At 30.5% G+C, this 10647-nt stretch carries 9 protein-coding genes; 2 read left to right on the top strand and 7 right to left on the bottom strand.

Going from position 1 to position 10647, the window contains the following annotated elements; genetic code table 11:
• Window positions 1-206: 206 nt before the first annotated feature.
• The 7 genes from JJE11_RS07710 to JJE11_RS07680 all read right to left on the bottom strand — a co-directional run bounded on the left by JJE11_RS07710 (window position 207) and on the right by JJE11_RS07680 (window position 9059).
• A complete protein-coding gene (locus tag JJE11_RS07710; RefSeq protein ID WP_291634241.1) occupies window positions 207-974 on the bottom strand; it encodes a TatD family hydrolase in 768 nt (255 codons plus the stop codon).
• 138 nt (window positions 975-1112) lie between these two features.
• A complete protein-coding gene (locus JJE11_RS07705) occupies window positions 1113-2630 on the bottom strand; it encodes a DUF445 family protein (RefSeq protein ID WP_291634239.1) in 1518 nt (505 codons plus the stop codon).
• Between the two features lie 250 nt (window positions 2631-2880).
• A complete protein-coding gene (gene metG, locus JJE11_RS07700; protein ID WP_291634237.1) occupies window positions 2881-4821 on the bottom strand; it encodes a methionine--tRNA ligase in 1941 nt (646 codons plus the stop codon).
• Window positions 4822-5348: 527 nt separating this feature from the next.
• Complete coding sequence (locus JJE11_RS07695) at window positions 5349-7013, bottom strand: hypothetical protein (RefSeq protein WP_291634235.1); 1665 nt, start codon at window positions 7011-7013, stop codon at window positions 5349-5351.
• Window positions 7006-7731: an ABC transporter ATP-binding protein gene (locus JJE11_RS07690; RefSeq protein WP_291634233.1), complete on the bottom strand. Its 726-nt coding sequence runs from the start codon at window positions 7729-7731 to the stop codon at window positions 7006-7008. The genes JJE11_RS07695 and JJE11_RS07690 overlap by 8 nt, the downstream gene beginning before the upstream one ends.
• 162 nt (window positions 7732-7893) lie before the next feature.
• A complete protein-coding gene (locus tag JJE11_RS07685; protein WP_291634231.1) occupies window positions 7894-8430 on the bottom strand; it encodes a spore maturation protein in 537 nt (178 codons plus the stop codon).
• Between the two features lie 53 nt (window positions 8431-8483).
• Entirely contained in the window at window positions 8484-9059 is a 576-nt protein-coding gene (locus JJE11_RS07680) for a nucleoside recognition domain-containing protein (RefSeq protein WP_291634229.1), read from the bottom strand.
• A gap of 226 nt (window positions 9060-9285) precedes the next feature.
• Between JJE11_RS07680 and JJE11_RS07675 the strand changes: the two genes are divergently transcribed.
• Together JJE11_RS07675 and JJE11_RS07670 are read left to right on the top strand one after the other, a co-directional pair.
• Window positions 9286-10146: a putative ABC transporter permease gene (locus JJE11_RS07675; protein ID WP_291634227.1), complete on the top strand. Its 861-nt coding sequence runs from the start codon at window positions 9286-9288 to the stop codon at window positions 10144-10146.
• Window positions 10147-10256: 110 nt separating this feature from the next.
• Window positions 10257-10442: a hypothetical protein gene (locus JJE11_RS07670; RefSeq protein ID WP_291634225.1), complete on the top strand. Its 186-nt coding sequence runs from the start codon at window positions 10257-10259 to the stop codon at window positions 10440-10442.
• Window positions 10443-10647 lie beyond the last annotated feature (205 nt).

The following is a 10647-nucleotide window of genomic DNA, read 5'->3' as shown; positions in this document are numbered from 1 at the left end:
TTACACTTGGTTTTGACTGTTAATGCATCTTTGTGCATACAATTATAATATTAAATTATAATTCTAAAATAAATTAGTTAACCCAGCCTTAAGGGTAATTTAGTAAAAATATTCTTTACCATTTAAATTATATGTTTAACGTTAAATTTTAATTACCAATACATGTTTATAAGATTACTATATACAAAGAATATAATCATTATATGCTATTTGTAAACTTTTAACAATTGTTTTATATTGGAAATTGTTGCAGTTTCAATTTCTTCTATGGTTTTACCTTTAACTTCTGATATTTTTTCTATTATGTACTGAATATAATCTGATTGATTTCTTTTTCCTCTATGGGGAGTTGGTGCCATATATGGACAATCCGTTTCTACTAGTATCCTATCCATTGGTACAACTCTTGCAACATCTAATGTCTTTTTTGCATTTTTAAATGTTATAACTCCAGTAAACCCTATGTAATACCCTAATTTTAAACACTCCCTTGCAAATTCAACACTGCCAGAGAAGCAGTGAATAGTGCCTATCACCTGTGGGAATTCTTTTAATATATCTAGAGTATCCATGTGAGCATCTCTATCGTGAATAACCACCGGTAATTTAAGTTCGCGTGCCAGCTCCATTTGAAGTCTAAATGCTGCCTTTTGAATTTCTCTATGTGGGTTTTCTTCATAATGATAATCTAATCCTATTTCTCCTATAGCTCTAACCTTTGGACAATTTGCTAAATTCTTTAGTTCGCAAATAACTTCCTCATTAACAATACCCGCATATTCAGGGTGCACACCTACTGCTGAATATATAAAATTATATTTATTAGATAATTCTACTGACATTCTTGAGCTATCCAGTGATGCACCGCAATTTAAGACTCCTATTACTCCTTTACCATTCAACCCTCGAATTACTATATCTCTATCCTCATTAAAAGCATCATCATCATAATGTGCATGTGAATCAAATATCATAATTAATACTGCATTAAGCCTCATAATTTTATAAGTTTAATTACAGTTCCACCATCCTTTCTTTATTAGAGACATTCAAATAAATAACAAGTCATTATGCTAGTCTATTTATTTTCATGCTCCTTAAATCATCATTCATTAAAGTGAACCCAATATAGGAGCTAATATACCCATAATTGATCCGAGTAGTGCACCGAGCCAGGTTATAGCATTCAACTCTTTCCTAGCAATTTCTAATATTATTTTCTCCGAAAAAGCTACATCAAATTCATTAATTTTATCTTCAACAATTTTTGCTACATCTAACACTTCAATTACATCAGAAGCCTTATTCTCTATAAATTTATTGTATAGGTCTTTAACTACTCTAGAAATAGCCTGGGGGACTTTATCTCCCTTTCCTTTAAATATTGAGCTCATCTCTATATGTACTACTCTATTAATCATTACAGAAACTATTTCTGCAATCTTTGTTTTCACAGAATTACTTTCCGCCATAGCTTCTACTCGACCCTTTATAAGTTCTTCTATTGTATTTTTATAATCTATGCCTGTTTTCTCAAGTAGATCTTCAATAGATATGTAATTATTAAACTTATTCTCAAGCATGCCTATGGTGTTTCTAATAAACTTTTCATCTGTGATTTTTGCTGTAAACAAGTTAATTAAAGGTTCTATAGCATCGTCAAGTACTTCACTCGGAAGTTCTGAAAGCACACTAGATATCGAATTCTTGAGCAATTTGTCTATCACATCATTAATTATTAAAGCTATGTCATTATGATTTTTCTCATCATCTAAGAATTCATCTATCCCTACTACAACTTTTTCATAAATACTATCCGCATTCATAAACATTGCAATCATCGGGCTTAGTTTAGTCGCTATTGTTTCGCCTACAATTTGTCTCAATTTCTTGCTATTTTTTTCTTCTTTCAATGTTTTCTTTATTTCCATGGCAATATTGTATTTTTTCCCATAAACATATACTTTTACATTGTCTATTATCCCAGTAGGTATAACATCCTCAAAATTTTTGTCTAAAACTACTAGCTCTTTTACCTTCTCTTTTAATATCTGTTGAATTGCTTTATAAAAACTCTCTGAATCCTTATACTCAATAGCAACGCTTAATACTTTATTTTTTATTGAATTGTATAAATCACTTTCACAGATAACTTGTGGTTTAGCACTCAGTTCTAGCATTATTTGTGCATTTACATATTTAACAATGCTGCTTTTTATATTATCTTCATTTATATAATTTATAAGTAATTCAGAAAGATTTTTGTTAGTATCCTTTATAAAATCAAAATATTCATCACCTAGTAAATCACTTATCTCATTTTCCACAGTGCTCTTACTATTTTTTATATCTAATACTTTATCTTTAACCCAAGAATCTAATTGTTGATTCATACTTTCACTGCATAAAGACTTCAGAATTGTTTCCTTAGTCAAAAGATGTTGCCCTATAGACTCACCTACACTTTTGGCGATTCTAGATTTTTCCTTGGGAATAAGACCTGGAGTAAATGGCACTTTAAATTTAAAAAATCTAATCTCTTTATATGGTCTAAACAACATTTTTATAGCTAACCAATTGGTTATGTACCCGATAATAGCTCCAATTAAGGAACCTATAATAAATTTCATATTATTTTTTCCCCCTTACGGTTCTTCGTAGTACAAAACAATTGCCAATTGTTTTGCCCCTTGTAATACTACATAGTATTTACAACAACTAATTATAAAGCTATCTTTATTAAAATTCAATAGGCTATGTTATTTTAAATAAGGCAGATTCAACTACAAAAGCATGAAGTCTAATTAACTAGGACTTCATGCTTTTTAGATTAATTATCTTCTTTGAAGCTATTAATTATCTTCTGAAATGTCATTAATTTTAATTTACTGTACTTCCAGTAGGTAGCTCACCAGGCACCGATACCGTAAATACCTTACTATCGTCCTGAGACGACGCTGAAATTATCATTCCCTGCGATAATTCCCCTCTTAAAGTAATAGGCTTTAAATTGGCTACCAGTACCACATACTTTCCAATTAAATCTTCCGGTTTATAATTCTGAGCAATTCCCGAAACTACCTGCCTTATTTCTCCCCCTAAATCTACTTTAAACTTAAGGAGTTTTTTAGATTTCTTCATGGGCACGCATTCTAATACTTTAACCACTCTCATATCTATTTTTTCAAAATCTTCTATAGTAATTTCTTCTTTTAAAGGCTCCATAGTAGGTTTTTGTGATGCTTTCCTTTGCTCTTCTACAAGTTTATCAAGCTCTTCTATTTTAGCTTCTACATCTATTCTTGGAAACATTACATCTCCTTTATTAACTTTTGTTCCCGCACTTGTTCCATCAAAAGATGCTAAGCTATCCCAAGTAGTTACATCAGCATTTATTTGATCATTTATTTTCTTGCTTGTAGTTGGTAAGAATGCTGATATTAATATTGATGTCATTCTTAGTGATTCTACTAGATTGTACAATACTGTACCTAGTCTTCCCTTTTGTGATTCATCTTTTCCAAGTATCCATGGGGTCGTTTCATCTATATACTTATTGGTACGCCTAATAAGTGCCCAAACGTGGTCCAATGCTTCAGAAATCTTTAACTTTTCTATAGCTATCTCTACCTTACCTGGCACTGCAAGCGCAAGTTCTATTAACTCATTGTCAACATCAGCTATATCTTTAGGCGCTGGAATAGCTCCATCAAAATATTTTTCTATCATTGTTACCGTTCTTGATAATAAATTTCCTAAATCATTAGCTAAGTCTGAATTTGTTTTCTTTATAAATATTTCACTAGTAAATATTCCATCAGAACCAAATGGTATTTCATGTAGTAAGTAATATCTTACCGCATCCACTCCAAAGTGATTAACTAGTACCACAGGATCTACTACATTCCCTCTAGACTTAGCCATTCTTACCCCACCATCAACAAGAAGCCATCCGTGCCCAAATACTTGTTTGGGTAGAGGTTGGTTTAATGCCATTAACATAATAGGCCAATAAATTGTATGGAATCTTAATATGTCCTTACCGATTAACTGTATATCCACAGGCCAGTATTTCTCATAAAGGGACGTATCTTCTCCATTATATCCAAGGGCCGTTATATAGTTTGATAGAGCATCTACCCACACATATATAACATGGCCTGGATCAAATTCTACTGGTATTCCCCAGTTAAATGTCGTTCTTGAAACACATAAATCTTGAAGACCTGGCCTTAGGAAGTTATTTAACATTTCATTTTTTCTTGATTCTGGTTGAATAAAGTCCGGATGACTTTCAATGTATTCTATAAGCCTATCAGCATATTTCGACATTTTAAAGAAATATGCTTCTTCCTTCGCTTTCTCTACAGGCCTTCCACAATCAGGGCATTTTCCATCTACTGCCTGAGTTTCTGTCCAGAAAGATTCACAGGGTGTGCAGTACCAACCTTCATATGCACTTTTATATATATCACCTTGATCATGTAATTGCTTAAATAACTTTTGAACAGCTTTTTTATGATAATCATCCGTAGTTCTTATAAACTTATCATAACTTATATCCATTATTCCCCATAATTCTTGTATTCCAGCTACTATTTTATCTACATATTGTTTTGGAGTAACTCCTTTTTCTTCTGCTATTCTTTGAAGCTTTTGACCATGCTCATCTGTTCCTGTTAAGAACATTACATCATAGCCTGTAAGTCTTTTAAATCTAGCAATCGCATCCGCCGCTACTGTTGTATAGGTATTACCAATGTGTAAATTTGCTGATGGATAATAAATCGGTGTAGTAATGTAAAAAGTTTTTTTATTCATAATTTTTTTCCTACCTCTCAAATTTAAATTATTTATTTTTCAGTTTTATTCATTCTAAAATGAATAAGATATGTCAGTTATCTCTAACTTGTTTTTCTGGATGCTTTTATTAACTTATAATAATCACCATTAATTGTAATTTAATGGAAAACAAAAAAATCTCTAAACAGAATCAGAATTCTGTTTAGAGACGTATTTAACGTTTTACCACTCTAATTCATCCTTACATCACTATAAAGATCTCAATAGGTGACCATCATCACCTGTCAATATAACGGTTGCTCCCGTATTATCCTATTAAAAAATTCAATAAATATATTTTCACAAATAATATTTTAAATTTTTTATTCGCATAATCTGCTTAAAGGCCATGTTCATAAGTCGCCATGCTACTGATTTTCACCCATTTCAGCTCGCTTTTAACATCTTAACTTATTACTCTTCTCATCATTGCATTTATTTAATAATAATTATATTGCAATTAACCTACTATGTCAATATTTTTACCTAAAACCCTAAAATTATACTTATTGCTCTATTTTTTTTAGCATTTCTACCCCTTTTGTGCCTAGTAGGTAATATAGTACTAAATCTAACCCTCCATATAATACTACTATTAAAGCGAATGCAATCCATTTAACTAGTTTAAATTGAATAATAACAAACACAGTACCTCCCCCTAAAGCTATACAAATAATCATAACAATCACCACATTAAGGTTCCGTTTAACAGCCTCCTGTTCTGTATCCCACTGAAGCTTTGGGAAATTCAAATCAATAAATATCCCTATAAAAGATGTAAATAATATTCCTGCGCTACCCACTATAATAAATAATAAAACTAACTCTAATGGTAGCTTAAGTAATATTATACCAATTATACTTACCATAATCATACCAGATATTCCTAAAACAACTGCTGATAATACCTTTGCCATAAGTTGCTCTTTATATTTCATAGGTATATATTTTAATATAAATAGATTTTTACCTTCTCGTGATATTGCTGTAGATGAAATCGCATTACTGCAAGATGTAAAAACCATAAATGCGAAAAAAACACCTAATGCCATTCCGGTATTTCTCCCATCTTGTAAATACTTAGTTAACTTCTCAAGCTGTACCGCACCGCCCTTTTGTACAAGAATCGGTATAAGTAAAAATACTGGCCACAAAAAATTCATAAGCACACAATTAATAAAATAAATTGGTGTCCTAAATAAAAGCTTTAATTCTTTTAGTACATATACCACTCTGGAAGATTTTTGTTTTGTATTCTTAATAAGATCAATATTACTAAGAATTTTCCTATTTGAGGTCGTTTCAGACACTCCCATAACGCCTTTAAAATACAATGCTTCACCTAATATTATAAATATTATTAATGCAGCTATTGCTATTACTACAAATAAAATCAAATTGATAAAGCCCTGAATATTAGCAGTATTAGTAAGACTATTTACAGCTATCTTAGTGCTGGGGAATATCTTTGTTGCCAAATCTACCAACGAGTTATTTCCTTTTGTAAGCATTTCAGTAATTTCTGATTGACTTACATCTTGCGAGAACCTTTGAATATATATATTGGTTCCTACGCCAAAACACATAGCTATAATTCCACCTACTATTCTAAACCTATCCTTGTTTTTTGCAATACTCGTAAACCTCATTATAATCATATTAATTACAGATGCCATTACTAACGGAACTATAGGTAAAATCACGAATATGATAACTCCATAAGTATAATATACTATACCTCCACTACACTTTATACCATAAGCAATTAGCGTAGGCGCAAAAAATATAATTTCTGTGAGATATTCATAAATTAATACTACAGCAAATTTAGCGCCCATAATATGCCATGGTTTAAACGGTAGTGGCAGTAAATTTTCTACATCCATAGAAAAATAAAATATGCTCATGGCATAAAAGATACCAAAGAAGAAAATAACAACACTCACAACAGATAATCCAAATCCCAATATAACTGCTTCTTGCCCAATCGAATGTAACCCATCATACGCCATAGATATAAACTTTCCAAACTCTATTACCATAGGTGTGAAAGCTAACATTAAAAATAGTCCTAAAAAGATACCTTTAATCTTTTTCTTTTTATTCTTATTACTAGAGGAATGTGTTCCTGTTTTTAATAATACCTTAGTTAATGCAATAAATTTACTCATTTTCAGTCATCTCCAAGAAGATCTTTTCAAGGGACCCACCGTCTTTAAAATGCTCCCTTAGCTCGTCTAGTGTTCCACAAAACAATATTTTACCCTTGTTTATAACAGCAACCCTGTCACATAGTTTTTCAGCTACTTCTAGGACATGAGTCGAGAAGAATACACTTTTACCACTATTTGCATGTTCTCTCATCATTTCTTTCAAAACATATGAAGATTTAGGATCAAGGCCCGTCATTGGTTCATCTAAAATCCAAACCTCTGGATCGTGAACAAGTGCGCCCATGATAATTATTTTTTGTCTCATACCATGAGAATAACTTTGAATTTGGTCTGATAGTGCATTATTCATTTCAAATCTATTTGCCAAGGCTTCAACTCTTTCTTTTCTAAGAATACTCGGCACATCATAAATATCTGCCATAAAGTTTAAATATTCAAAGCCCTTAAGTCTTAAGAACATGTCTGGATTATCTGGCACAAATCCAAATTGCTTTTTAGCCTTTAAATCATTTTTTTCTATATCAATGCTATTGATAGTAATTTCACCGCTATCAGCACTTAATATTCCAGTAATCATTTTTATGGTAGTAGTTTTGCCTGCTCCATTTGGGCCTAAAAACCCAAATATTTCTCCATCTCTTATTGTTAGACTTATATTATCTACAGCTTTGTTCTTGCCATTGTAGCTCTTATTTACACTATTAATCTCAATCATATTGGGACCTCCTTGTATTCTTCTACAGTATATAACACTTATTAAGTGTAACCTAGCTTATTTTATTTAAGTATAATTATAATATCATACTTTTTCTTTTGTTTACAATATATGCTATATATTTCATGTTATTAGGTCATTGCTCATGATTCTCAAATGTTATTAGAAGAAAATTTTAGCCAAATTAACCGCCATTATAATTGCTGTAATATCTGCTAGTATTGCTGCCACTAGCGTATGTCTAATATTTTTTATGTTTACTGCTCCAAAATATACTGTCAATGTATAAAAAATGGTTTCTGTTGAGCCCATTATTATAGATGCCACATTTCCTATGTAACTATCTGCTCCATATTGTTTTATAATATCAGTAAATACTCCAAGTGCTCCACTTCCAGAAAGTGGTTTTATTAAAACCAAAGGAACAACCTCTGGTGGGAGTCCAATAAACACAACAACTGGTTTTACTAAATAAATAAAAAAGTCTAAAGCTCCAGAAGCTCTAAATACATTAACAGCTATAATCATAGCCAAAAGGTATGGAAAAATTTTCAGACAAATAGTTATTCCATCCTTTGCTCCTTCAACAAAACACTCATATACCTTTACTTTCTTAATAACTCCGTATATTACTACAAACGCAATAATAATTGGAATTATCCCCTTTAAAATGTAAGATACTAAATTACCTACGATCACCCTATTCCACCTACCCCTATAAATTTAAGTATTATTATTTAAATATTAATTCATTAAAAGTACCTCTGTAAAATTTTACAATAAACTACCCCTAAGACTGCAGCAGTACCTGTTGCAATTATCGCGGGAAGTACAATAATTGCTGGACTTTGCGAATTATAAGCAGCTCTTATAGATATAACTGTTGTAGGTAGAAGCTGAATGCAGGCTGCATTTAAGACTAAAAATAAAGCCATATCATTACTAGCTGTGTCCTTTTCATTATTAATCTTATTCATCTCTTCCATAGCTTTTATGCCAAAGGGTGTGGCTGCATTAGAGAGTCCCATCATATTTGCTGTTAAATTCATGGTAATGCTGGACATTGCTTTCTGGTTTTTTCCAGCCTCTTTAAAAATGAGTTTTAATATTGGCCTAAGTACCATTGCCAATTTATCAGTTAGTCCACTCTTTTCAGCAATTTTCATTATTCCACACCAAAGACACATCATTCCAACAAGTCCCATTACGAGTTCAACAGCACCAGTTGTTGATGAAACAACTGCTTTGGATAAAATTTCTCCTTTTCCTGTAATAATTCCAATAATTATTCCTAATGATAAAATTAGAAACCAAATGATATTTATCATATATGTTCCTCCTATAACTTGAATTAATTATTACCCTCGGTACTATAATTACCACCCTATATGATATAATCATAACCAATAATGCTATAATATTAATATATATGTAGTAATTTCTATATAATTGCACAAACTAATATATTATTAATTCATATAAAATAAAAAGAATAATTTTTGTGTTATTATTCTTTTGCTTAATGTACCCAAAAACTAAAAAAGGAGCTACAATATGATTAATACGGTTTTATTAAACTCTAGCTTATTTAAGCTTTTTTATTATTTTATCATTTATTCCTTTATGGGCTGGTGTCTTGAAACAGTATACGCTTCAGTTAAGAAAAAAGAATTCGTTAACAGAGGCTTCCTCCATGGTCCCTTCTGCCCTATTTATGGTTTTGGTACTTTGTCAATAATTGTTTTGCTGAAACCTATCGAAACCAATTATATTTTTCTTTTTTTAGGTTCTATATTTTTAACCTCAGTTATTGAATATATAACAGGCTATATTCTAGAAACTGCATTTAATAGTACTTGGTGGGATTATAGTGATAAGCCATACAATCTTCATGGAAGGATTTGCTTATCATTTTCTATAATTTGGGGATTTGTTTCCATATTTATTTTGAAGGTAATTCATCCCTATATAGTATATTTAGTGAATTTAATACCTTCTAGGTTAGGCATAATACTTTCGTATATTACGATTCTATATTTTTTCATTGATTTTATAATTACTGTAAATACTGTATTGAAATTAAAGTTGCTGTTAGCCCAATTAAATACAGCATATTTCGAGATAATTGATAAACTTTCAGATTTTAAATTAAATTTGGATAATACTAAAAATGTATTTGAATTGAAAGTTAGATTAGAGCTGTTAATAGAGACTGCTGAAATAAAAATGAGTAAGAAAAAATCTGACATTGAAAATATTATGAAAGAATTGAAAATAAAATATGATTCTTTGGTTATTAAAAAGTCTCCTGATTATTCAAGGCTTATAAACGCCTTTCCGGGTTTAAAGTTTAAAGGTCTGGATTCTATTTTGAAAGAGGTTAAAGATAAGGTTTATAAGAATAAAAAAAGTTAGTTTTATGAGTTTTTATAAAATAAAAGGCTTTCACAACTTGAAATTAGTAATTACTAATGTTAGGATTTAAGTGTCCTAAAAAAATAACATAAGTTAAAGGAGAATGAAAAATGAAAGAAGACAATCTAAAATTAGTACAGAAGGGCATTGATGATGCACTAAACACTGTAGATGCTTTAGAGAAAACTATAAAAAAAACTCCTCTTCCAAAAGGTTTATTAAAAGAGAGTTTTTATATTCTTTCTAAAAAAGTTGATGAGATTGAAGATATATTGAAAAATGAAGGCATACTATAGTTTACTGTATATGCCTATATAAAAATAATTAAAATAGTCATATAAGTTTAAAACTTATATGACTCTTTTAATTTATAAATATATTAAGCTAATTATCTTAATAGTTTTTAATAATTAACTTCTTCTAAAAATAATCCTTTTGCTGGTGCAATATGTCCTGAATATTTTCTTTCTTTTCTATCTAAAATATCGCTAATTTCATTTG

Source organism: Clostridium sp. (genome assembly GCF_016650095.1).
Classification (GTDB): Bacteria; Bacillota; Clostridia; order Clostridiales; family Clostridiaceae; genus Clostridium_AD.
This window is presented reverse-complemented; position numbering and strand designations above follow the sequence as displayed.